Below are 21,400 nucleotides of genomic sequence, written 5' to 3' on the forward strand. Positions count from 1 at the left end.
AGACCGTAGGGTCGGCGGGTTTCCCGCCGACGCGGCAGCAGGCGTCCCGGTGATTGGCATCGGCGCCGATGGCATGCCGGATGATTTTGCCGCCAACCATCGCCGCGTCGGCGGCAGAGCCGCCAACCCTACGACGGAATACGCATCAGGGCGTGCCGTTCGCGCAGTGTTCACTAAACCCTGCATGCGCTGCCAGCCGCGCATACCAGGCGTCCACCTGCGGATAGCCGGGCCGCTGCATCGGCGTCATCAGCCAGCGGTTGACCGAGACGCCAAGCACGATATCCGCAAGAGTGAAACGCTCCCCGGCCACATAGGCCCCGGTCTGCCCCAGCCGCGCATCGAGCAGCCCGACCAGACGGTTCCAGGCCACGATACTGGCCTCGACCTGCGCCGGGTCCCGGTGCGCCGGGCTGGCGCGCACCAGCGCCATGAAGGCGTAGCGCCAGGCCGTGTTCAATTCGGTTGCCTGCCAGTCCATCCACTGCTCGACCTGGGCACGCTCCTGCGGATCGCGCGGCAGCAGCGCCGCGCCGCCATATCGGCCGGCCAGGTAGCGGCAGATCGTGTTCGATTCCCACAGCACGAAGTCCTCATCCACCAGCACCGGCACCATGCGGTTGGGATTGAGCGCAGCATGTTCCTCGTTCCACTCCTCGCGCCGATAGGGTAGTCCGAGGACGGCGCAGGTCCACAATACCTTGCGCACGTTGATCGAGCCGGCTTTTCCGATAATCGTCAGCATGCATTCTCCATCGGCGCCGGCAGGGCCGGCAGGATCAGGGTCACGGCCAGGCCGCCGCCTTCGCGGTTGGCCAGGCTGATGCGCCCGCCGTGCGCCTCGGCGATCTCGCGCGCCAGCGCCAGCCCCAGTCCGGTGCCGCTGCGCTTGGTCGAATAGAAGGGCACGAGGGCGTTGGCCAGTACGGCGTCGCTCATGCCGCTGCCGCGGTCCATCACGTCGATGCGCAGCAGATCCTGCACGCGGCGTACCTGCAGCTCCACGTCTTCCGGCGCGGAACCCGATTCGTGGGCGTTCTTCAGGAGGTTGAGCAGGGCCTGCTCCAGTTGCGCCGCGTCGATCCAGGCCGGTTCCGGCGGCAGCTCGCCGCTTGTGCGGAACAGTACCTGGTCGCCCAGGCGCGCCACCAGCGCCGCCCAGGAGCAGGCTTCCAGCCTCGGCGTGGGCAGCTTGGCGAAGCGCGCGTAGCCCAGGATGAAGCTCTCCAGGTGGCGGGTGCGCTCGCCGATGGTTTCCAGGATCTGCGGCAGGCGCTCGGGTTGCCCGCGCCGCACCAGCTCCGCGCCCGAGTGGGCGAGCGACGCCAGCGGCGCCAGCGAATTGTTCAGTTCATGGCTGATCACGCGGATCACCTTCTTCCAGGTCTGCACTTCCTGGCGCCGCAGTTCGGTGGTCAGGTGGCGCAGCAGCAGCAGTTCGTGGCGGCGGCCGTTCAGGGTGAAGGCGCTGCGCGCCAGGTGATACACCTCCTCGTCCTCGGCCTCGCCGGCCGTGAACAGGCCGTCGCCGCCGCGCGCCACCGCTTCGCGCAGGGCCGGCGTGGCGCCGTCCAGGATGTCCCTGAGCTGGTGGCCCTCCAGCTTGCGCCCGCTGGACAGCAGCTGGCGCGCCGCTAGATTAGCGTAGACGATGGTGCCGCGGCTGCCCGCCGAATCGGCCACCAGCAGCATCGCCACCGGCGTGTTCTGGACCATGGTGTCGAGCAGCAGCTCGCGCTGCACCAGGCCCAGGCGCTGCTCGCGCAATACCTTGCCCAGGTCGTTGTGGGCGGCGATCAGGTCGGCCAGCTCGTCGTTGTGCTGCCAGTGCAGGCTGAAGGAAAAATCGCCGTCGCGGTAGCTGGTCACCGTGCCCTCGAGCGCGCGGAACAGCGACAGGATGGGCTGGATCTGGGAACGGATGGTGATGATCGCGATCGGCACCACCGCCAGCAGGCAAACCGAGAACACCAGCAGCGGACTGTCGGGGAACAGGGTGTCGAGGCCGATGGCGATCAGGATGCCCAGCGCCAGCAGGGTGCCGACCAGGGCCGACCAGCGCGTGACGAGCGAGAGCCGGAAGCCCTTCGGCCGCGGGCCCGCGCTCATGCGGACCTGGCGATGCCCAGCCGCTCCATGCGGCGGTACAGCGCCTGGCGCGACAGGCCGAGTTCGAGGGCGGCCTGGGCCACCACGCCGCCCGCGCGCGCCAGCGCCTGGGCGATGGCTTCGCGGTCGGGTTCCGTCTCGTTGGCCGCCGCGGGCGCGGCCGGCAGGCCGAGGTCGGCCACCATGATCAGCTCACCCTGGGCCAGCAGGCTGGCGCGCGCCATCACGTTCTTCAGTTCGCGCACGTTGCCGGGCCAGGTATGGGCCAGCAGCGCCGCTTCGGCGGACGGATGCAGGTGCTTGCCGCGCGGGAGGAAGGACAGCGCCAGCGGCAGGATGTCGCCCGGACGCGCCGCCAGCGGCGGCAGGCGCAGCTCGATCACGTTCAGGCGGTAGTAGAGGTCTTCGCGGAAGCTGCCCGCGCGGATCATGGCGCCGAGGTCCGCATTGGTGGCGCTGATCACGCGCACCTTCACCTGGCGCTCGCGGTTCGATCCCAGGCGCTCGAAGCGGCCGGTTTCCAGCACGCGCAGCAGCTTCATCTGGCCGGCCAGCGGCAGGTTGCCGATCTCGTCGAGGAAGAGGGTGCCGCCGTCGGCCGCCTCGAACTTGCCCTCGCGCGCCTTCGAGGCGCCGGTGTAGGCGCCCGCGTCGGCGCCGAACAGCTCGGCCTCGATCAGTTCGGAGGGCAGGGCGCCGCAGTTGAGCACCACGAAGGGCCCGTCCGGCACCTGCGAGTTGGCCTGGATGATCTCCGCGATGCGTTCCTTGCCGGTGCCGTTCGGGCCGGTGATCAGGACCGGCACGTCGGCGCGCGCCACCTGGCAGGCCAGGTGCAGCACGCGTTCGGTGGCCGGGTCTTGCCACACCAGGCCGCGCAGGTCGAAGTTCTGCTCCAGTTCGCGCTTGGCGCGCCGTTCGCGCTGCAGGCGCGAGGTGAGGGCCCGGTTGGCCTGGCCCAGCTCGATCAGGTTGGTGACGGTGGCCAGCAGGCGCTCGTCGTTCCAGGGCTTGGACAGGTAATCGGCCGCCCCCGCTTTCACGAGGTCGACTGCCGCGTCCAGGTGGGTCCAGGCGGTCAGCAGGATCACCGGCAGGTCCGGATGGCGGCGGCGGATCTCGCGGAACAGGGCCACGCCTTCCTCGCCCGAGGTGGTGTCGGCGGTGAAGTTCATGTCCTGGATCACCAGGTCCACCGGCTGGCGGGCCAGCACCGCCAGGCCTTCCTCGGGTGAGGCCGCGCGCAGCGCCGCGATGTCGTGCAGCGAGAACAGCACTTCGAGCGCGATCGCGACGGCGGCGTTGTCGTCAATAATGAGAACGGTAGGCATGGCCGCTAGCATAGCATTGCTATGGGAGCTCAGGCACTGCGGGTGGCCATGGCCGGCGAGATGCTGGCCGCGCGCCAGGCCGGGCCGTAGGCCGCCAGGATGCCGAGCGCCCAGAACACGATGGCGCCGCCGATCAGGTAGGGCATGGGCAGGCGCGCCATCTCCAGCTTGCTCACCAGGAGGTGGTTCAGGCCGATCCCGAACAATACGCCGCCGAACACGCCCGCGCTGGTGATCATGAAGTTCTCCATGATGAAGTAGCGCAGGATGTCGAGCTTGCGGGCGCCCAGGGCGCGGCGCACGCCGATCTGCTTGCGGCGCTGGGTGACCCACAGGCTGGCCATGCCGACGATGCCCGAGCAGGTGATCAGGAGCAGCAGCACGCTGACCGTGATCAGCATCCACGACAGGGCCATGTCGGCGCGGTAGCGGTTCTTGCGGTCTTCCTCGACGGTCTTGGTCTCCAGGATGATCGGGGTGGCCGAGGACTTGCGCAGGGCTTCCTCGGCGTCCTTGATCACGCGGTCGCGCTGGCCTGGTTCGGTGCGCACCGAATACAGCGCGCCCGGGTTGCCGTACAGGCGCGCCGGGATGTGCACCGCGAAGTCGCCGCGCTCGCCCACTTCGGCGTGGGCCGACTGCAGGCGCTCGACCACGCCCACGATCTGGGTGCCCTGCGAACCTTCGCCGGTGCCGAAGAACATGGTCTTGCCGATCGCCGACTGGCCCGGCCACAGCTTGTCGGCCAGGGGCTTGGAGATGATCAGGTGCTTGGGCAGCTCGCGCTGCTCGTTCTCGTTGACCTCGACGTACTCGTTGGGCAGGAAGTCGCGGCCATCGACGATCTTCAGGCCATAGGCCTTGACCAGCGAGTCGCCCGACACGTACTGCGAGGCGATCGCGCTTTCGCGCTCCTGGCGCTGGTCCAGGGCCACGCTGCTGTTGCTGCCGCTGCGCGACAGCGGCATCTGGGTCACGTTGGCGACCGCCACCACGCCAGGCACCGCGCGCAGCACGTCGGCCTCGCGCTTCATGGTGGCCAGCTGCTGCTCGGGGCCGTCGTTGTTGAGGTTACGGACTGTGAAGTAGAAGGTCGAGGCCTCGTCGGACAGGCCGGACGGGCGGGCGACCACTTCGCGCCGCTCGTTCACGATGTGCAGGGAGTTGGCCAGGATGCCCAGGCTCAGCGCCACCTGCAGCGCGACCAGGATCGGGCCGGTCTTGTTGCGCAGCATGGCGGACAGGATAGGACGGATTTCCATGATGGTCTCTTTCAGGATGCGTTCATCTAGATTATTGCGACTTGAGCTGGATCGCCGGCGTCACCTGGCAAGCGCGCCAGGTCGGCAGCAGCCCCGCGATGATGGCGGCGGTGACCGACATGATGAAGGTCAGGATCAGCATCTGCCAGTCCATGCGGGCGATCATCGCCATGCCCTTGCTCTGCATGCCGATCAGGGCCAGGGCGCCGAAGGCCAGCACCAGGCCCAGCACGCCGCCGACCAGGCCGATCACGCTCGACTCGATCAGGAACTGGCGGAAGATGTCGCCGCGCGAGGCGCCCAGGGCGCGCCGGATGCCCACTTCGGAAGCGCGCACCGAGAACTTCGCCAGCAGCAGGCCGATGGTGTTCACCAGGCACAGGATCAGGAAGCCGAAGGCCAGCCAGGCCGACAGTTTGCTGTCCTTGCCGACCACCTTGAGCTGTTCCATCCATTCCATCACGTTGTACAGCTTGTTCGGCGCGTTGCGCTTCAGGCGGCCCAGCTTGCGCTGCTCGCCGGCATAGCTGTCGAGCCAGGATTGCAGGTCGGCGCGCTCGGCGCTTGATCGGGTCTCGAACCAGAACTGGATCCAGGTGCATTCTGAGATCAGGAGGTTGGCCCAGCCCGGGTCGCGGTTGGCGCTGCAATTCATGCTGCCGCTGTGGGCGATCTCGTGGCGGATCGCGCTGGCGAAGGGAATGAAGAATTCCTCGCCGGTGCCGAAGCGGCTGCCGCCGATCAGCTTGTAGTAGCGCGGCGCCGGGGCCCACTTGTCGATCACGCCCACCACGGTGAAGGGGAAACCCAGCATGCGCAGCTGCTTGCCGACCGGGTTGGCGTCGCCGAACAGCTTCTCGGCGGTGGCGCGGCCCAGCACCACGACGTCGGCGCCGCGCGTGTCGTCGCTTTCGGTCCAGGCCTGGCCGTGCAGGAAGGGCACGTTGAACATGGCGAAGAAATCGCGCGTCGGCGCCATGCCGTTGGCGGTGAAGGCCGGGATGTCGCTGCGCGGCGGCTCGACCGGCACCTCGACGCCGTACATGGCAGTACGGCGCTCGCCCTGGCCGCTCTTGAGCAGGTTCATGGTGTCGAGGTAGCTGAGCTGGTCGTCGTTGGGGCCGTCGCTCGGCACCCAGCCTTCGACGGGACCGTTGTCGACGTGCGGCACGAACAGGCGGTCGCTCTTCTCGGGAATCGGGTCGCCCGACATCACGTGCAGGATGGTCAGCGTGGACACGCTGGCGGCCACGCCGATCGCCAGGGTCAGCACCATCAGCGCGGTCAGGGCGGGGTTGCGGCGCAGGCTGCGCACGCCGAGCTTGAAGTAGTAGGAGAACATGGCGCTTCCTCAGGCGTTGGCGGTCTTGGTGTCGACCAGGGTCGGGCCCTTGCGCACCAGGTCCGAGACCTGGCCGTCGATGATGTGCACGTTGCGGGTGGTGCGCACCGCCAGTTCCGGATCGTGGGTCACCATCAGGATGGTGGTGCCGGCCGCGTTGATCTCTTCCAGCAGCTCCATCACGCCGCGCGCCATTTGGGTGTCCAGGTTGCCGGTCGGTTCGTCGGCCAGCAGCAGCTTGGGCGAGCCGGCCAGGGCGCGCGCGATCGCCACGCGCTGCTGCTGGCCGCCCGACAGCTCGGCCGGGAAATGCTTCATGCGCGAGGCCAGGCCGACCTTGGACAGGGCGTCCTCGATGCGCTCCTTGCGTTCCTTGGCGTTGAATCCGCGGTAGCGCAGCGGCACGTCGACGTTGTCGAACAGGTTCAGGTCGGGGATCAGGTTGAAGCCCTGGAAGATGAAGCCGAGCTTCTCGTTGCGCAGGCGCGAGCGGGCGGTGTCGTCCAGGCCCTTGACGTTGACGCCGTCCAGGATGTACTCGCCCGAGGTGAATTCCTCGAGCAGGCCGGCGATGTTCAGGAAGCTGGTCTTGCCCGAGCCCGAAGGGCCGGTGACGGTCACGAACTCGCCCTGCTTGACTTCGATCTCGAAGCCGCGCAGCGCGTGGGTTTCGATCATGTGGGTGCGGTACACCTTGCTCAGGTTGGTCATGCGCAGCATGGGTTTCTCCTTGTTTGTCTTGTCTGGTTCAGCGGTTGATCAGCGGTTGATTGATATGCGGTTCGCGTTGTTGAAGGTATCGGTGCCGGAGATGACGACCTTGTCGCCCGGCTTCAGGCCCGAGATGATCTCGACGGCCGAGATGCTGGTGGCGCCCAGCTGGATCGGGGTGCGCACGGCCACGCCGTCCTGCACCACGTAGGCGTGGCGTCCGCCTTCGCTCTCGACGAAGGGGCCGCGCGGCAGCATCACGACGTTCGGCTTTTCCTCGATCAGGAGGCGGGCGGTGACGCGCTGGCTCTGGCGCAGGCCCTTGGGCTGCTCGCCGTCGAAGCGCACGCGCGCCAGCACCTGGTTCTTGACCACTTCGGGCGACAGGGCGGATAGCTTGCCGGTGGCTTTCCCGCTCGGCAGCGTGATTTCGGCGTTCATGCCCAGGCCGAGGTCGGCCACATAGGTTTCCGGCACTTCCAGCTCGACCTCGAGCTTGGACAGGTCGACCAGGGTCATCAGCGGCGCATTGGCGGCCACCACCATGCGGTTCTGGACGTTGAGGGTGCCGATGAAGCCGTCGACCGGCGCGCGCACGGTCAGCTCGTCCACGCGGCGCTGGGCGTTGGCCAGCGACAGGCGCTGGCGTTCCAGTTCGTTGACCTTGGTCTTGAGGGCCAGCTGCACGTCGTCGCCTTCCAGGCTGGCCGCCTGGGCGGCGTGGCGGGCGCGGATCTGGGCCGAGTTCAGCGCGTCCTTGGCCTTCTGGTAGTCGATCTTGGCGATGATGCCCACCTGGGCCACGCTCTCGTAGCGTTCCAGGGTGCGCTGGGCCGACAGGCGCTCGATCTCGGCGGTGTCGGCTTCGCGCTGGGCCAGCAGCTTCTGCTTGCGCGCCAGGATCTGCTGGCGCGCCACCTCGGCCTTGAGCTGTTCGTAGCTCGACACTTCGCGCTTGAGTTCATCGCTCAGGTCGGGCGACTCGAGCACGGCCAGCACGTCGCCCTTCTTGACGGTGTCGCCGGCGGCGACCTTCAGGTTGACGGTGGCCGGGGAGGTGGAATACAAGGTCGGGCTGACGGCGGCCACCACGCGGCCGTTGACCGAGGCGTCGCGCACCAGGGTGCCGCGGCCGACTTCGGCGATGCGCAGGCGCTCGCCGGACACCGAGTGCTCGCTGCTGTTCCAGGCGGACATGAGGAAGGCGCTGAGGGCGACCACGGCGACGGCGACGCCGCCGATGAGGGCGCGGCGCTTGAGTTTCTGCGCCGGCGGCGGGGCGATGACGGCGTCTTGTTGTGAGGTATCTCGGATCATGGGGTGTCCAGTAACGACAGAATGCTGTCTTTACTGCACGATCCGTGCCAGGCCTTGTTATTTGGCTAAGCGCTTGAATTGAAAGGAAGAACGGGGAAGGGGACCAGTGTCCGCGCTGTCCGCGCCAAGCTGCGCGGACAGCGGCGGACAGCGCGGGACGGCCGCCGGACGCGGCCGTTGGGGATCAGCTCTGCGGGTGGACGACCTTGACGTTGCCGTCGACCGAGGACTTGTCGATGTAGCCGATCGCATTGCGGTCGGCGGCCAGCGCCTTCTTGACGGCGGCGTCCGACGGATAGGTCTTGGGACGGATGCCCTTGCCCGAGAATTCCAGCTTGGCCCAGACCGCCTCGTATTGCGGAGACTTCTTGGACACGACTTTGTCGAGGAATTCGCGCTGGGCGTCCGAATCCTTGACCTGGTCAATCGGCGTCAGGTCCTTCGACTTGCCCAGGTAGAGTTCGCTGATCTGTTCCTGGGTCAGGGCCGATACCGGGTTGGCGGCGTTGACGACGACGACGACTTGGGCGTTGGCGCTCGCGGCGCAGGCCAGGCCTGCGCACAGCGCTGCATGGATGAGATGCATCTTCATTGTTATTCCTAAATGTGGTGATCAGAACAGGCGGTCGTAGGACAGGCGGATCACGTTGGCGTTGTCGCCGAAATTACGGGTCGTGTCTTCGAAGCGGTCGACCTGGGCCTTGATGCTGCTGCGCGCATCGAGGTCGTAGCGCAAGGTGAACGAGGCGCGCTGGTAGCTCTGCGGGTCGTAGAGCTCGAGGTCGCTGGTCTTTTCGGTATAGCGGGCGAAGTTGACGAACGGCGTCCAGTTGCCCCAGCGGTAGCCGGCGCCGATCGTGAACGCCGGCGCGGCTACTTCGTAGTCGCCGAAGTCGCGCGTCAGGCGGGTGACCTCGCTCAGGACGAACCAGTCGTCGAAGTCCAGGTTGACGGCCAGGCCGTAGGCGCGCAAGCGGGCGAAGCTGTCCATCTCGCCGCTCGGGCTGCTGGTCTCGACCTTCGACTGCAGGTAGACGCCGCGCACGGTCAGCGGACCGCGGCTGGCTTCGAGGTCGGCGCCGACGATGTTGTTCCAGTTGACCTTGGTGTCTTCAGGGCTGTACAGCTTGTAGTACTTCGATTCCTTCACGGTTTCCTTGCCGCCGAAGACGCCGGCGGTGAAGGTGGCGCCGGCCAGCTTGCCCTTGTAGCGCGCGCTGCCGCCGTTGTAGTTCACCGCTTCCCAGCCATAGAGTTCGGGCGGCACGCCGATCCACGGATAGGCCGAGCCGACGTCCTGGAAGTCGGAGTAGTAGTACAGCGGAATGCGCTTGCGGCCGACCTGGAATTCCCAGTTCTTGTCGAGTTCGTAAGCCGCATAGGCCCATTCCACGGAGGGCTTGGACTCGGTGCCGCGCACCACGACCTGGGTGACGGCGCTGAGCTTGTCGGTGAAGCGGTAGCTGGCCTGGATGCCGGCGCGCGATTCGGGTTTGAACGACAGGTCGCCGTCGTAAACGCCGGCGGTGCTCCAGTCGGCGATCCAGCACGGGCAGGGGTGGCCGTCCATGACGGTGATGCCGCGGTAGTCCGGCGACAGCGAAGCGCCGAAGGTCTTGCCGGCAACGATGGAGGCGAAGCCGCTCAGCTTGAACGGCGATGCCGCTTCGTTGTCCTCGGCGGCGGAGGCCGTGAACGAGGCGCCGAGCAGGGCGGCCGCGACAACGGGGAAGACGCTCTTCCACTGGCGGAGCTTGGAAACAGCCATGTTGATATTCCTTTGATCGATGCGGCGAAAGCGCACCTATGAAATAGACAGAAAAGAAAACACAGGGAAGCGAAAGCCTTGATCGTTCGCTATATGCAGGATGAATTGTAGAAAAGGAGAAAGGGCAAAAGAAGTAAAATCTTTACCCAAATCACTCTTCGTTGCCATGCGGCAACTAAGAGTGATTAGTTAAGCAAGGAAGAGGAAAGAAGCCTGCGTGAAAGCCTTATTTGGGAGGCTTTTGTTTCTGGCCGTATTTACCGACGATCTCGCCCTTGGCCAGGATGTGGCCGCGCATGGCCTGCAGCAACTGGTCGCGGTCGGCGCCGAAAGGCAGGTCGAGCACGGTATCCAGGGCATAGACCTGGAAGTGGTAGCGGTGGGCCGGGTCGCCGACCGGCGGCTTGGGTCCGAACCAGCCGCTTGATCCGCGGGTGTTGCGGCCCTGTAGCACGCCGTCGGGCTCGGTCAGGCGCGGCTGCTCCTGCAGGCCTTCCGGCAGGCTGGTGACGGTGGCCGGAATGTTCCAGGCCAGCCAGTGCACGAAGGGCGTGACCGGCTTGCTGTCCGGGTCTTCCATCACGATGGCATAGGACTTCGCGTTCGGCACGGCTTTCCAGGATAGCGGCGGCGAGACGCCGTCGGCATATTCGCTGAAGCGGGCGTCCAGCTGTCCGCCGTCGCGGAAGGCGGACGAGCTGACCGCCAGCTGTCCCTTGGCATCGGTTTCCGGGCGCTTGTTCGCCAGCGGCACCCCATTGCCCTTGTTGGCCTGCTCGCGCATCGGTCCGGCCGGCGGGACGGCGTCGCCGACCGCCTCGGTCTTGGGCCCGGTGTAGGCGATGCGGTAGATGACGCCGTTGGCGTCGTCCGCCATCAGCAGCGCGCCGTCCCTGGCGAAGGCCAGGCCGACCGGGCGCGCGATGTGGGTCTTGCCTCCGTCGGTCAGGAAGCCGGTGACGAAGGGCTCGACCGACTTCGGCTGGCCGTTGGCGTAGCGCACCCGCACGATCTCGTAGCCCGAAGCCGGATTGCGGTTCCACGAGCCGCGCATGGTCACGAAGGCGTCGCCGCGGAACTCGGCCGGGAACATGCCGCCGGTGGCGAACACCATCTGCATCGGCGCCGCATGGGCGGTATAGCCGAGCACCATGGGCTGGCTGCGCGCCTTCCATTCTTCTTTCTTGATGTCGCCCGGCGGCGTGCTTTGCGGGTAGATCTCGCCCGCGCCGTAGACGTGCGGCCAGCCGTACTGCTTGCCCAGTTCGAGCTTGTTGAGTTCTTCCGGCTGCTGGTTGTCGCCCAGGAAGTCGATGCCGTGGTCGAAGCCCCAGAATTCGCCGGTCTGCGGATGCCAGGCGAAGCCGATGGTGTTGCGCAGCCCGCTGGCGAAGATGCTGCGCTGCTTGCCGTCGGGCGAGATGCGCAGCATGGTGGCGTTTTCCTGGTTGCTCTCGTTGCAGGCGTTGCAGGTGCTGCCCACGCTCAGGTAGAGCATGCCGTCCGGGCCGAAGGCCATGGTCCGGTTGGGATGCTGGCCGGCGTCCGGCAGGTCGCCCACCAGCAGTTCGGGCTTGCCGAGCCGGCCGTCGCCCTCGATCCGGGCGGCGAACAGCTCGCGCGCCGTGGTCAGGTAGAGCTTGTTGTCGCGGATCGCCAGGCCGTGGACGCCGGCGCGGTTGGCCACCGTGACGGGGGCGCCGTCGGCGCGCCCGTCCCGGTCGGCATCGCGCAGCAGCAGGACGTCGCCCTGGTCGCGCCGGCTCAGGTAGATGTCGCCGTTCGGCGCCACCGCCAGGATGCGGGCGTTCTTCAGGCCGGTGGCGAAGGGCGTGACCGTGAAGCCCTGGGGCGCCTTGATGCCGCGCAGGCGCTCCGCGCTCGGCTCCACCTTGTTCGGCTTGAAGACGTTGACGCCGTTCGAGACCTGGGTGCCGTCGCCCTGCTGGGCGGAGGCCGCGCCGGATGCGAGATACAGCATCAGGCTGGGGAGGATTGCGGGCAATGCGCGTTTCATCGGGGCGTCCTTTCTTCGTCGTGTGGTGGAGGCAGCCCGGTTATCGTGCCAGAGCGGAAGGCGGCGGTTTGTGGGGGAACGTACATAGGCGGAGCGGACGGAACGGCTGGAGCGAGAGCACGAGGTCCGCCTCATTAGTTTCCCCTAGGATACAAATGATGCATGTCGGAATTTCTTACATTTACGTATAGATGAGTAAGCCGCTTCCTTGCAAATCAAACACTTGCAAAATTGGCACGCATATTGCTAACTGTAAATTCGTATTTCTTTATACACAACCTGACTTGAGACCAATAAAAATGAATCGACCACTCGCACAATTGTTCGGCACCGCAGTCCTGGGCCTGGCCTTCATGCTCCCTGCCTCGGCCGCCGTCGTGACGACCAACACCGCCGTGACCGGCACCGGCCCGCTCGGCCAGCAGTGGACCGCCACCTGGACCGGAAGCGACACCTATGGCATGGGCTCCGACCTGACGGTGGGCGGCGACAAGCTGAGCTACGATTTCCAACATCCGGGCTATGCCGGCGCGGGCGTGCCGGGCCAGACCTATGTGTTTTCCACGACCGCACAGAAAACCGGCAACCTGTCGATCAACGTCGATATGTCCTCGTTCGCGGCCTGGTACCAGTCGTACACCACGATGTCGATCTGGGAAGGCTCGACCAGCAACGCAACCGAGTTGACCGGCAATACCTGGGGTGGCGTGGTCTCGAAGACCATCGACCTCGACCTGACGGCCGGCGAAGCCTGGGGTTTCATCGCGACCGGCGGCAACTTTGACGGTACCGGCATCCTGACCGGCTCGTTCACCGTGACCTCGGCCGACGTCCCGGAACCGGCTTCGCTGGCGCTGCTCGGCCTGGGCGCCGTCGGGATGCTGGCGCGCCGCCGCAAGAAGGCCTGAAGCACAACCTGTACGCCGCGGGAATGATCCCGGCGGCGCTTAAGAAATGCCAGTCAGAGGAATGACTGGCATTTTTTTTGATCCTTGCGACCGCCCGCGTACATCACGCGTGATGCAGCGCGGCCGATGCCGGCTGGTCCAGCATCGCGTAGGGATAGATGCCGCGCCGGTGGCCGTCGTCAAAGACCAGGTTGAGGGCATAGGCGCCGACCGGCTCGATCGCGGTGATACGTAGGGCCTCGTCCGCATCGACGGCAAGGCCGGCGCGGCGCCGCGCCCGGCACTCGGCGCAGGGGCAGGCCGCGCGCAGGGCCGCATGGGTCCAGCGCGCGCTGCGCCCATCCGGCCAGCGCAGGGCAAGTACCCCCTGCGCGGCATGGTTCTCGATCGCCTCGGGCAGCATGCTCATGCCGCCGCACCGATCTGGCCGATCGCCAGCCGCACCGACTTGCGCACCTCGGGGTCGGGATCGTTGGCGGCCGCCTGCAGGGCTGGCAGCGCCGCGGGCGCGCCGATCTCGCCCAGGGCCAGGGCCGCCTCCTTGCGCAGGTTGCTGATCGTGTGTTCCAGGGCCGCCACCAGTCCCGGCAGGGCCGCGCGGCTGCGCAGGCGCCCCAGGCTGCGCGCGGCGCGCAGCCGCACCTGCCAGTAGGAATCGTCGAGCGCCGCGACCAGCGCGCCGGAGGCCTGGTCCAGGCCCAGCTTGCCGAGCGTGGTGGCGGCTTCCTCGCGCACCTGCCAGGCCTCGTCGGCCAGCGCGGCCAGCAGCGCCGGCAGGACGGCGCCGCTGCCCGCGTAGCCGAGGGCGCCGCTGGCCGCGCGCCGCACTTCCAGGGCGGGGTCGTGGGTCGCGATCCGCGCCAGGGCGGGCAGGGCTTCCGTGCGCTTGAGGTAGCCGAGCACCGCCACCGCTTCGCGCCTGACCAGGGGATCGGCGTCTTCCAGGGCGGCGAGCGCGGGGGCGAAGCTGTCCGCCACCCGCAGTTCGCGCACGCCGCGCAGGGCGGCGGCGCGCACGAAGCTGTCCGCACTGCCAATGTAGCCGATCAGCCGGGCGGCCGATGCCGGCTGCTTGAGTTCCGACAGGCTCTGGGCCGCGGCCAGGCGCACTTCGTCGGCGGGATCGGACAGCAGCGGGGCCAGGGCCGCCACCGTGGCCGGGCTTTCGAATTCCTGCAGCACGCGGGCCGCTTCCGCGCGCACCACCGGCGCCGGGTCGGCCAGGGCCGCGACCAGCAGCGGCACATGCAGGTCGCCGTCCAGGTCGGCCAGGTCGAGCACGGCGATGCGGCGCACGGTGGGGTCGCCGTCGCGCAGGCGCGGAAGAATGGCGGCGACGTCCGGGTAGTCGAACAGGGCTGAAATCACGGGAAGTCCTTATGTGGTGGAGGTGGAAGCCGTTTGCGGACCCAGTGGGCTGAGCCGGGCCAGGGGATTGACGCTGGCCTGCGGGTGCAGCAGCGACAGGCAATGGCGCTTGAGCCGGGTGAAATGCGTGGAGGTCATCAGGTCCGGGTGGCGCGGCCGCTCGAAGTCGAGCCGGATCTCGTCGATGATGCGGCCCGGGCGCGGGCTCATCACCAGGATCCGGTCGGCCAGGAACAGCGCCTCGTCGATGTCGTGGGTGATGAAGACGACGGTGGTCCTGACCCTGGCCCAGACCTCGAGCAGCAGTTCCTGCATCTTGAGGCGGGTCTGGGCGTCGAGGGCGCCGAAGGGTTCGTCCATCAGCATCACGCGCGGCTGGGTGATCAGGACCCGCGCGATCTCGACCCGCTGCTGCATGCCGCCCGAGAGCTGGATCGGATAGCGGTCCTCGAAGCCTTCCAGCCCCACCAGTCGCAGCAGCTCGCGCGCCCGCTCGTGGCGTGCGCGCCGGCCCACGCCCTGCATCTTGAGGCCGAAGGCCACGTTGTCGAGCACCTTCTTCCAGGGGAAGAGGGTGTGCTGCTGGAACACCAGGCCGCGTTCCGGATGCGGTCCGGAGATGGCGGCGCCGTCGACCTGGATCGCGCCGGCGCTGGCCCGCCAGTGGCCGGCCAGGGCGCCCAGCAGGGTGGACTTGCCGCAGCCCGAGGGGCCGAGCACGCACACGAATTCGCCGGGTGCGATCGACAGCGATACCTCCTGCACCGCGTCGAAGGCCTGGCGGCCTTCGCCCAGGCGGATCGACAGATCCTGGATCTCGATGCCGCCCAGGCCTTCGGCCAGGCGGCGGTGTTCCACGGTGGTGGTCTGGTTCATCGCTTCTTCCTTTGCATGAGGTACCACGGCAGGAACAGGTTACCGGTCTTTTTCACGAGGATGCTGCTGCCCATGCCGATCACGCCGATGAACAGCATGCCGACCACGATCTCCGGATAGTTCTGGATCGTGTACGAAGCCCAGGTGTAATAGCCGATGCCGTACTGGCCCGAGATCATCTCCGCCGTCACCAGGCAGAACCAGGCGGTGCCCATGCCGATCGACAGGCCGGTGACGATGCTGGGCGCGGCCGCCGGCAGGATCACCTCCGTGTAGATGGTCCAGCCGCCCGCGCCCAGGCTGCGCGAGGAGGCGACCAGGCGCGGGTCGACGCCTTCCACGCCGTGAATCGTGTTGAGCAGGATCGGGAACAGGGCGCCGATGAAGGTGATGTAGACCATCGACATTTCCGAGGATGGAAACATCAATATCGCCAGCGGAATCCAGGCCACCGCCGGAATCGGACGCAGCACCTCGAGCGGCGGCAGCAGCAGGTCTTCCAGCAGGCGCGAGCGGCCGATGACCAGGCCGAGCGCGATGCCGGCCACCGTGGCGCCCGCGAAGCCGGCGAACACGCGCCAGACGCTGGCCTTCAGGTGCTGCTCCAGCTTGGGCGACTCGACCAGCGCGGCGGCGGCGTCAATCACGTCGCGCGGCGAAGGCACGTTCTGGAAGGTGACGAGCCCAAGGTCGAGGCGATGCGACGAGGCCCACTGCCAGGCCGCGATGCAGGCCAATACCGACAGGACGCGCAGCAGGTGGCGGCCCAGCCTGCGCAGCGCGGCGGGATCGAAGAAGGCGGCGGCGATCGCTTGCATGGCGGCTCCCGGAACTCAGACCGTCTTGCCGGCCTTGAGGGCGTCGAAGTCGACCACCTTGCCCTTGGTCTTGCGGGCATGGGCCTCGGCCTCGGCCTTGAGCAGGAAGGCGCTGATCTCCTTGCCCTTGACGACGAACCAGGCGTGGCCGGCCAGCAGCTTCAGGCCCGAATCCTGGTCGTGGGCATACACGGTGCGGATCTTCTTGCCGGCGGCTTCCAGCTTGCGCAGTTCGGCGAAGGCGCTGGCGGCGCTGGCGTAGTGGCGCACCAGCGGCTCGCCCTGCACCCAGATCTGGGTCAGGCGCTTGGCATCAAGAATCGGCTTGCCGGTGAGCGCGTCCTTGGACCCGAGCGGCAGCTTGGCGTAGTTCTTCAGCTGCTTGTCGTAGTCCAGGCCGGCCTGCTTGTAGGCGGCGCGGATGTAGCTGTCGTCGATAAAGCTGTCGACGTCGATGTCGCTCTCGGTACGCTTGAGCAGGCGCAGGGTCTCGATCGAGGTCTTGACAGCCTGGCGGTACTCGGGCTTCCAGCTGAAGTCGCGCGTCTGCAGGCCGAGCGGGCCGTGGAACAGGTAGTTGACCTCGGCTTCGATGCCGGTGACCTTGGCGATCAGCTCACTGTATTTTTCCGGCTCGGCGGCGATTCTGCGGTCGGCCTCGACCGCGGCGCGCAGGTAGGCGACCACGATTTCCGGATGCTTCTGGGCGTAGGCCGCATCGACCAGGCTGCCGTGCAGGGTCGGCGCCTTGGCCTGCGAGCCGTCGAAGATCTTGCGCGCGAAGCCGCGGTGCGGGAACAGCTCGGCGAAGGGCACGAAGTCGGCGTGGGCCTCGATCTTGTTGCCCTGCAGGGCGGAGCCGGCCACTTCCGGCGCCTGGGTGGTGATGTTGACGTCGCGCTCGGGGTCCCAGCCCTGGGCCTTCACGGCGCGCAGCAGCATGCCGTGGGCGGTCGAGGCGAAGGGCACCGAGATGGTCTTGCCCTTGAGTTCAGCCAGCGACTGCACGCCGGACGCCTTGGGCACCACGATGCCGTTGCCCGAGCCCTGGGTGCTGCCCGACAGCACGCTGATGAAGATGCTCTTCTTGCCGGCCTTGGCGTGGGCGGCGCCGTTGAAGGAACCGGGGAAGTCGGCCATGGAACCGATGTCGAGCTTGCCCGCCACCATCTCGTTGGTCAGCGGAGCGCCCGACGTGAAGTTCTTCCACTGGATGTCGTACTTGACGTCCTTGTACTTGCCGTCGCGCGGCAGGTATTTTTCCAGCAGCCCGAGTTCGCGGATCAGCAGGCCGCCGGTGGCGCAGTTGATGGTGGTGTCCTGGGTGCCGATGGCGACCCGGATGGTCTCGGCGGCCTGGGCGCTGCTCAAGCTAAGCAGCAGTGCGAGGGCAGTCAGGGGCAGGCGGGGTAGCATGGTGTTCTCCTTGTGGTGGATGCGGTCAGCGCAGCAGGTAGGGGATGTCGACGTGGACGGCGCCGGTGGGGCAGTCCTTCTCGCAGGGCATGCAGTACCAGCATTCGTCGAATTTCATATAGGCCTTGCCCTTGCTCAGGTCGATGGCCAGCACGTCGAGGGGGCAGACGTCGACGCAGACGGTGCAGCCCTTGTGGGCGATGCACTTGTCCTCGTCGACGCTGACGGGCACGCTGGTGATGTTCATCGTGGTCGGCATGCGGTGCTCCTCAGGCGGCGATGGGTTGGGGCGCTGGCTGCACGCGCAGCTGGCGGTAGGCGTTCTTTTCCTGGTCGTCGAGCGGCACGATGTAAGGGGCGACCGGGCGCTTGAAGCACACCATCTCATCGCCTTCCTTCTTCAGCTGCACGTGGACGAACCATTCGGCGTCGTTGCGGCTTGGGTAGTCGACCCGGTTGTGGTAGAGGCCCCAGCGGCTCTCGGTGCGGTAGAGCGAGGCGCGCGCGGCCATCTCGGCGCAGTCGCGGATCGCGTGGATTTCCATCGCCCGCATCAGTTCGTGCGGATTGCGCGCCTGCAGGCGCTCCAGGTCCTGGCGGATGGCCTCGAAGCGCTGCAGGCCGATCTCCATCTTGCGCGTCACCTTGGGCGGCTGCAGGTAGTCGTTGACCATGCGCCGCAGCTTGTATTCGACCTGGTTGGGCGGCAGCCCGTCCTGGCGCGCCAGGGGCGCCCAGACGCGGGCCCGTTCGCGCTCGACCTGTTCCTCGTCGAGCTCCGGCAGCGCGTGCTCCGCGCACCACTGGGCCGCGCTTTCGCCGGCCAGACGGCCGTAGACGAAGGCGCCGAGCATGTAGTTGTGCGGCACGCAGGCCAGGTCGCCGGCCGCGTGCAGGCCGGGCACCGTGGTGCGCGCCTGCTCGTCGACCCACACACCCGAGGCGGAGTGGCCGCTGCACAGGCCGATCTCCGAGATGTGCATCTCCACCATCTGCTCGCGGTAATCAAGGCCGCGGCCCTCGTGGAAGCGCCCGCGGCTGGGCCGCTCGTTGGTGTGCAGGATGGTCTCGATGGTCTGGATGGTTTCCTCGGCCAGGTGGTGCATCTTGAGGAAGACCGGGCCGTTGCCGCCCTGGAGCTCGTCGTGGAACTCCTGCATCATCTGGCCGCTCCAGTAGTCGCATTCGATGAAGCGCTCGCCCTTGCCGTTGGTGGTGTGGCCGCCGAAGGGACCGGTGACGTAGGCGCAGGCCGGGCCGTTGTAGTCCTTGATCAAGGGGTTGATCTGGAAGCATTCGATGCCGGACAGCTCGGCGCCCGCGTGGTAGGCCATGCTGTAGCCGTCGCCGGCGTTGGTCGGGTTCTCGTAGGTGCCGAACAGGTAGCCGGAAGCGGGCAGTCCCAGGCGCCCGGCGGCGCCGGTGGCCAGCACCACCGACTTGGCGCGGATCACGTGGAAGTCGCCGCTGCGGCAGTCGAAGGCCATGGCGCCGGCGATCGATCCGTCGGGCGCGGTCAGCAGGCGGGTGGCGACCAGGCGGTTGGTGATCTCGACCCGGACGCGCTTCAGGCGCCGGTACAGCACCTTCTTGATGTCGTGCCCTTCCGGCATCGGCAGCACATAGGTGCCCATGTGGTGGACCTTGCGCATGGCGTAGTCGCCGGTCTCGTCCTTCTCGAACTTGACGCCCCAGCTGTCCAGCTCCTCGATCATGGCGTAGCTGTTCCGCGCATAGGCCATCACCGTCTTCTGGTTGACGATGCCGTCGTTGGCGACCGTGATCTCCTTGACGTACTGCTCGGGCGTGGCGAAGCCCGGCACCACGGCGTTGTTCAGGCCATCCATGCCCATCGAGATGGCGCCGCTGCGCTTGACGTTGGCTTTTTCCAGCAGCAGGACGCGCAGGCTCGGATCGGCTTCCTTGGCCTTGACCGCGGCCATCGGGCCGGCGGTGCCGCCGCCGATCACCAGCACGTCGACGGTTTGCACATGTGTTTCCATATCAGCTTCCTTGGGTGGGGTGGGGGTGGCGCGCCAGGCGCAGGCCGTACTGGAAGGCTTCGCCGCGCACGTACAGGTATTCGAAATCGAGCGGCTCGCCGCCGGCGGTCCAGGTCAGGCGCTCGATGCGCAGCAGGGCCGCGCCGGGCGCCACCGACAGGGCCGCGGCCAGTTCGGTGTCGGCATTCAGCGCGCCGATCTGGATGTCGGCATGGGCGAGGGCGATGCCGTAGTCGCTTTCGAGGATCAGGAAGATGTCGCGCTCGGCCAGGTTCTCGGCGCGCAGGCGGCGGCCGACGGCGGGCGGCAGGTAGCTCAGTTCATAGGACACGGCTTCGTGGTCGAGGAAGCGCACGCGTTGCAGTTCGGTGACGGGCGCGCCCACGGGCAGCCGCAGCTGGGCGGCGACGGCGGCGCTGGCCGGGATCTCGCGCTGCGACAGCACCCGGTTGACGATCCGGTGCCCCTTGCGCGACATCGCCTCGCCGAAGCCTTCCAGGCGGCCCAGGTCCTGGCTCGGCCGGCTCCTGGCGACGAAGGAGCCCTTGCCCGCCACCTTGACGATCAGGCCTTCGTTCTGCAGGTCGCCCAGCGCCTGGCGCACGGTGATGCGGCTGACGCCGAAGACCGCGCCGATCTCGCTTTCGGCCGGCAGGCGCGTGTCCTGCCCGTAGGTTCCGTCCAGGATGCGTTCGCGCAGGCGCTCGCGCAGCTGGGAGTACAGCGGCACCGGGGAGTGTTCAATGGCTCGGAAGGATGGCATTCGCAAGTCCTGTCATGACAGGTGATGATCTTGCGAAGATGGTATCGATGGGCTGATGCGAAGAGAACGAATCTCTTCGTGCTACTACATACGGAAAACGCCTGAGTCGGTGGGCGCATATAGATATGCGCCCACCGCTTCAGTTGACGATTACTCCAGCACGCGCAGCGCGTCGGCGAGGCGCAGGTCGTGCATCTGGTCGAGGTAGGCGTCGAGGTAGCCCTTGTGCGAGGCGCCGACCAGCACCAGGGTGCGGCCGCCCCGGTGCGCGTTGACCACCTCGCGGAGATTGGCGGCCATGCGCAGGTTGCGCGTCTCCCAGTAGCCGACGTAGTCGCGGCCATAGCCCTGGGGCGAAGGTTCTTCCAGGGCCGCACCGAAGTCGTTGTCGAACACGAGCCGCGACTGGCCGGGCGCGTTGAAGGCGCGGTACATGGCCAGCACGCCTTCCTGCGTGCCGATGTGCGCTTTCAGGGCCGTGTCGAGCTGCTTGCGCTTCGCCCCGGCGGGGTTGTCCCAGGCTTTCATGAGCGCCGCGCCATAGCGCTTCTGCTCCGCTTCGTCCTTCATCGGCTGGTCGGCGGTATGGTCGTCGAAGGCGTACAGGCGCTCCAGGCCCAGGCGCGCCGCCAGCGGGGCGGCGATCAGATAATCTTCGCGACGCTTCACGCGCAGCTTCTCCAGCGCCGCGGCCAGGGCGGCATCGAGGCCGTCACCGCTGCGGCGTTCGGACTCGGGCAGGCGCAGCCACTGGACCAGGGCCGATGCCGGCTCGCCGCCGGCCAGGAACAGGGCCGCCAGGCGGCGCCGCTGGGCGGGCGAGGGCGCTTGCGGCCAGGAGGCGAGCATGGCCTCGGCCTGCGCGGTGGCAGCGGGGACCTCGAGGCCGGTCGCTGCGCGCGCCGGCGCGGTGTCCCAGCAGTAGTCGCCGACCGTCTCCCGGTAGCGGTGGGGAAACTGGCGCAGGAAGGCGCACTGGGGGCCGGACAGGGCTTCGATGGCGATCACCTGCGGACGCCAGCGCTCCAGGCGTTCGTTCAGCGGGCCGAGGCCGGACGGCTGGAAGACAGGCGGCAGTTGTGACAGGTGGGGCGTGCCCAGGACCAGGACTTCGTTCTGCGGGCCGCTCTTCGGGCCCTTCAGCTTGCCGGGTTCGAAGTCTGCCGCCTGTGCGCCGAGCGTAAGCAGTAATCCGACGAATGAAGCGAAAGGCCGCAGCATGAAATCTCCTGTCCGTGTGAATGAACGCCAAGCCTACATCAGCTGCACCTGGAAGCAGGGGAAATCGGATATGCACATGATGCGTCTGGCTTGGGGAAGTGCTTGGGCCGCGCTATTGGTCCGTCTACCAAGATGGGCGTCATCTTGGCGTTCCGACTGCGGCCGTGTAC

20 protein-coding genes are annotated in these 21,400 nt (G+C 67.3%); 1 reads left to right on the top strand and 19 read right to left on the bottom strand.

Annotation, left to right across the window (positions count from 1 at the left end):
• Nucleotides 1-145 precede the first annotated feature (145 nt).
• From KBW98_RS01810 to KBW98_RS01855, 10 genes are all read right to left on the bottom strand, one after another.
• The gene (locus tag KBW98_RS01810; RefSeq protein WP_211518375.1) at nucleotides 146-745 is read right to left on the bottom strand and encodes a glutathione S-transferase family protein; all 600 of its coding nucleotides are present in this window, start codon (nucleotides 743-745) and stop codon (nucleotides 146-148) included.
• Nucleotides 739-2,109: a PAS domain-containing sensor histidine kinase gene (locus tag KBW98_RS01815; protein WP_211518376.1), complete on the bottom strand. Its 1,371-nt coding sequence runs from the start codon at nucleotides 2,107-2,109 to the stop codon at nucleotides 739-741. The genes KBW98_RS01810 and KBW98_RS01815 overlap by 7 nt, the downstream gene beginning before the upstream one ends.
• Entirely contained in the window at nucleotides 2,106-3,440 is a 1,335-nt protein-coding gene (locus tag KBW98_RS01820; protein ID WP_211518377.1) for a sigma-54 dependent transcriptional regulator, read from the bottom strand. Before KBW98_RS01820 ends, KBW98_RS01815 begins: the two co-directional genes overlap by 4 nt.
• Before the next feature lie 29 nt (nucleotides 3,441-3,469).
• Entirely contained in the window at nucleotides 3,470-4,702 is a 1,233-nt protein-coding gene (locus KBW98_RS01825; protein WP_211518378.1) for an ABC transporter permease, read from the bottom strand.
• Between the two features lie 31 nt (nucleotides 4,703-4,733).
• Complete coding sequence (locus KBW98_RS01830) at nucleotides 4,734-6,044, bottom strand: ABC transporter permease (RefSeq protein ID WP_211518379.1); 1,311 nt, start codon at nucleotides 6,042-6,044, stop codon at nucleotides 4,734-4,736.
• 9 nt (nucleotides 6,045-6,053) lie between these two features.
• Entirely contained in the window at nucleotides 6,054-6,764 is a 711-nt protein-coding gene (locus tag KBW98_RS01835; protein WP_211518380.1) for an ABC transporter ATP-binding protein, read from the bottom strand.
• A gap of 39 nt (nucleotides 6,765-6,803) precedes the next feature.
• Nucleotides 6,804-8,072: an efflux RND transporter periplasmic adaptor subunit gene (locus KBW98_RS01840; protein ID WP_211518381.1), complete on the bottom strand. Its 1,269-nt coding sequence runs from the start codon at nucleotides 8,070-8,072 to the stop codon at nucleotides 6,804-6,806.
• Nucleotides 8,073-8,256: 184 nt separating this feature from the next.
• A complete protein-coding gene (locus KBW98_RS01845) occupies nucleotides 8,257-8,664 on the bottom strand; it encodes a hypothetical protein (protein ID WP_211518382.1) in 408 nt (135 codons plus the stop codon).
• Nucleotides 8,665-8,685: 21 nt separating this feature from the next.
• Entirely contained in the window at nucleotides 8,686-9,840 is a 1,155-nt protein-coding gene (locus KBW98_RS01850; RefSeq protein WP_211518383.1) for a porin, read from the bottom strand.
• A gap of 226 nt (nucleotides 9,841-10,066) precedes the next feature.
• A complete protein-coding gene (locus KBW98_RS01855) occupies nucleotides 10,067-11,857 on the bottom strand; it encodes a YbhB/YbcL family Raf kinase inhibitor-like protein (RefSeq protein ID WP_211518384.1) in 1,791 nt (596 codons plus the stop codon).
• Between the two features lie 299 nt (nucleotides 11,858-12,156).
• On the opposite strand from KBW98_RS01855, the gene KBW98_RS01860 reads away from it, so the two are divergent.
• The gene (locus tag KBW98_RS01860; RefSeq protein ID WP_211518385.1) at nucleotides 12,157-12,765 is read left to right on the top strand and encodes a PEP-CTERM sorting domain-containing protein; all 609 of its coding nucleotides are present in this window, start codon (nucleotides 12,157-12,159) and stop codon (nucleotides 12,763-12,765) included.
• A 103-nt stretch (nucleotides 12,766-12,868) separates the two neighbouring features.
• Here the strand turns inward: KBW98_RS01860 and KBW98_RS01865 are convergent, their stop codons facing one another.
• The 9 genes from KBW98_RS01865 to KBW98_RS01905 all read right to left on the bottom strand — a co-directional run bounded on the left by KBW98_RS01865 (nucleotide 12,869) and on the right by KBW98_RS01905 (nucleotide 21,230).
• A complete protein-coding gene (locus KBW98_RS01865; protein WP_211518386.1) occupies nucleotides 12,869-13,174 on the bottom strand; it encodes a DUF971 domain-containing protein in 306 nt (101 codons plus the stop codon).
• Nucleotides 13,171-14,133, bottom strand: coding sequence for a HEAT repeat domain-containing protein (locus KBW98_RS01870; RefSeq protein ID WP_211518387.1), 963 nt, complete (start codon nucleotides 14,131-14,133; stop codon nucleotides 13,171-13,173). Before KBW98_RS01870 ends, KBW98_RS01865 begins: the two co-directional genes overlap by 4 nt.
• A gap of 9 nt (nucleotides 14,134-14,142) precedes the next feature.
• Entirely contained in the window at nucleotides 14,143-15,009 is an 867-nt protein-coding gene (locus KBW98_RS01875) for an ABC transporter ATP-binding protein (RefSeq protein ID WP_211518388.1), read from the bottom strand.
• Nucleotides 15,006-15,827, bottom strand: a complete 822-nt coding sequence (locus tag KBW98_RS01880; protein ID WP_211518389.1) for an ABC transporter permease — start codon at nucleotides 15,825-15,827, stop codon at nucleotides 15,006-15,008. The genes KBW98_RS01875 and KBW98_RS01880 overlap by 4 nt, the downstream gene beginning before the upstream one ends.
• A gap of 15 nt (nucleotides 15,828-15,842) precedes the next feature.
• Nucleotides 15,843-17,243, bottom strand: coding sequence for an ABC transporter substrate-binding protein (locus tag KBW98_RS01885; protein WP_211518390.1), 1,401 nt, complete (start codon nucleotides 17,241-17,243; stop codon nucleotides 15,843-15,845).
• 25 nt (nucleotides 17,244-17,268) lie between these two features.
• Nucleotides 17,269-17,502 carry a ferredoxin family protein gene (locus KBW98_RS01890; RefSeq protein WP_211518391.1) on the bottom strand — a complete coding sequence of 78 codons (234 nt, stop codon included), beginning with the start codon at nucleotides 17,500-17,502 and terminating at the stop codon, nucleotides 17,269-17,271.
• 10 nt (nucleotides 17,503-17,512) lie between these two features.
• The gene (locus tag KBW98_RS01895; RefSeq protein ID WP_211518392.1) at nucleotides 17,513-19,246 is read right to left on the bottom strand and encodes a fumarate reductase/succinate dehydrogenase flavoprotein subunit; all 1,734 of its coding nucleotides are present in this window, start codon (nucleotides 19,244-19,246) and stop codon (nucleotides 17,513-17,515) included.
• 1 nt (nucleotide 19,247) lies between these two features.
• Nucleotides 19,248-20,009 (bottom strand): GntR family transcriptional regulator, encoded by a 762-nt coding sequence (locus KBW98_RS01900; protein ID WP_211518393.1) that lies wholly within the window; start codon nucleotides 20,007-20,009, stop codon nucleotides 19,248-19,250.
• Nucleotides 20,010-20,159: 150 nt separating this feature from the next.
• On the bottom strand, nucleotides 20,160-21,230 hold the full coding sequence (locus tag KBW98_RS01905; protein WP_211518394.1) for a DUF5694 domain-containing protein: 1,071 nt from the start codon (nucleotides 21,228-21,230) through the stop codon (nucleotides 20,160-20,162).
• Nucleotides 21,231-21,400 lie beyond the last annotated feature (170 nt).

Origin of the sequence: Massilia sp. ST3 (assembly GCF_018119405.1) — a bacterium.
Taxonomy (GTDB): Bacteria; Pseudomonadota; Gammaproteobacteria; order Burkholderiales; family Burkholderiaceae_D; genus Telluria.

Coding starts and splice junctions, on each gene's coding strand:
- KBW98_RS01825 (WP_211518378.1), bottom strand. CDS start 4,702: ATGGAAATCCGTCCTATCCTGTCCGCCATGCTGCGCAACAAGACCGGC.
- KBW98_RS01840 (WP_211518381.1), bottom strand. CDS start 8,072: ATGATCCGAGATACCTCACAACAAGACGCCGTCATCGCCCCGCCGCCG.
- KBW98_RS01835 (WP_211518380.1), bottom strand. CDS start 6,764: ATGCTGCGCATGACCAACCTGAGCAAGGTGTACCGCACCCACATGATC.
- KBW98_RS01855 (WP_211518384.1), bottom strand. CDS start 11,857: ATGAAACGCGCATTGCCCGCAATCCTCCCCAGCCTGATGCTGTATCTC.
- KBW98_RS01815 (WP_211518376.1), bottom strand. CDS start 2,109: ATGAGCGCGGGCCCGCGGCCGAAGGGCTTCCGGCTCTCGCTCGTCACG.
- KBW98_RS01885 (WP_211518390.1), bottom strand. CDS start 17,243: ATGCTACCCCGCCTGCCCCTGACTGCCCTCGCACTGCTGCTTAGCTTG.
- KBW98_RS01810 (WP_211518375.1), bottom strand. CDS start 745: ATGCTGACGATTATCGGAAAAGCCGGCTCGATCAACGTGCGCAAGGTA.
- KBW98_RS01875 (WP_211518388.1), bottom strand. CDS start 15,009: ATGAACCAGACCACCACCGTGGAACACCGCCGCCTGGCCGAAGGCCTG.
- KBW98_RS01905 (WP_211518394.1), bottom strand. CDS start 21,230: ATGCTGCGGCCTTTCGCTTCATTCGTCGGATTACTGCTTACGCTCGGC.
- KBW98_RS01820 (WP_211518377.1), bottom strand. CDS start 3,440: ATGCCTACCGTTCTCATTATTGACGACAACGCCGCCGTCGCGATCGCG.
- KBW98_RS01845 (WP_211518382.1), bottom strand. CDS start 8,664: ATGAAGATGCATCTCATCCATGCAGCGCTGTGCGCAGGCCTGGCCTGC.
- KBW98_RS01860 (WP_211518385.1), top strand. CDS start 12,157: ATGAATCGACCACTCGCACAATTGTTCGGCACCGCAGTCCTGGGCCTG.
- KBW98_RS01830 (WP_211518379.1), bottom strand. CDS start 6,044: ATGTTCTCCTACTACTTCAAGCTCGGCGTGCGCAGCCTGCGCCGCAAC.
- KBW98_RS01890 (WP_211518391.1), bottom strand. CDS start 17,502: ATGCCGACCACGATGAACATCACCAGCGTGCCCGTCAGCGTCGACGAG.
- KBW98_RS01880 (WP_211518389.1), bottom strand. CDS start 15,827: ATGCAAGCGATCGCCGCCGCCTTCTTCGATCCCGCCGCGCTGCGCAGG.
- KBW98_RS01865 (WP_211518386.1), bottom strand. CDS start 13,174: ATGAGCATGCTGCCCGAGGCGATCGAGAACCATGCCGCGCAGGGGGTA.
- KBW98_RS01895 (WP_211518392.1), bottom strand. CDS start 19,246: ATGGAAACACATGTGCAAACCGTCGACGTGCTGGTGATCGGCGGCGGC.
- KBW98_RS01900 (WP_211518393.1), bottom strand. CDS start 20,009: ATGCCATCCTTCCGAGCCATTGAACACTCCCCGGTGCCGCTGTACTCC.
- KBW98_RS01850 (WP_211518383.1), bottom strand. CDS start 9,840: ATGGCTGTTTCCAAGCTCCGCCAGTGGAAGAGCGTCTTCCCCGTTGTC.